The organism is Flavobacterium sp. EDS (assembly GCF_020991525.1).
Classification (GTDB): domain Bacteria; phylum Bacteroidota; class Bacteroidia; order Flavobacteriales; family Flavobacteriaceae; genus Flavobacterium.
Genome location: NZ_JAJMOZ010000056.1, coordinates 1 through 436, shown reverse-complemented (window position 1 = coordinate 436; position 436 = coordinate 1). Strand labels below are relative to the sequence as shown.

At 34.4% G+C, this 436-nt stretch carries 1 protein-coding gene; it reads right to left on the bottom strand.

The window, feature by feature from the left end; genetic code table 11:
* Positions 1–436: carboxypeptidase-like regulatory domain-containing protein (locus LPB87_RS20655; RefSeq protein WP_230729231.1), on the bottom strand; the 436-nt coding region annotated here is incomplete at both ends.

Sequence of the window (436 nt, the reverse complement as noted above, 5' to 3'; positions counted from 1 at the left end):
AGCTCTTAAGTTATATATCAAACCACATTCAACAGGGAAAGTATAATTTCCATTTTGATCAGAATAGCCTGTGTTTACGATTTTAAAATTGTTGTCGTACAATGTCAATTTTGTGTTTGGTAAAATTTCTCCTGTAGCCAAATCGGTTATCGTTCCATATAATTCCTGAACACAAGCCAATCTTCTTGTTTCTATAAATTTATAGATATCGTCAGATCCCTGACCACCTTCTTTGTTTGATGTAAAGAACCCTCTTCGAGATTTGGTGTCAATTACATAAGCAAAATCATCTTGAGGTGAATTGATATCTGACCCAACGTTTTGGATATTACTCACTCCTTTATCGCTTAGTTTTCCAACAAAAACATCTAATCCTCCAAGTCCAGGATGTCCATCAGAAGCAAAATAAATTTCGTTTTCATCAGTTACAAAAGGG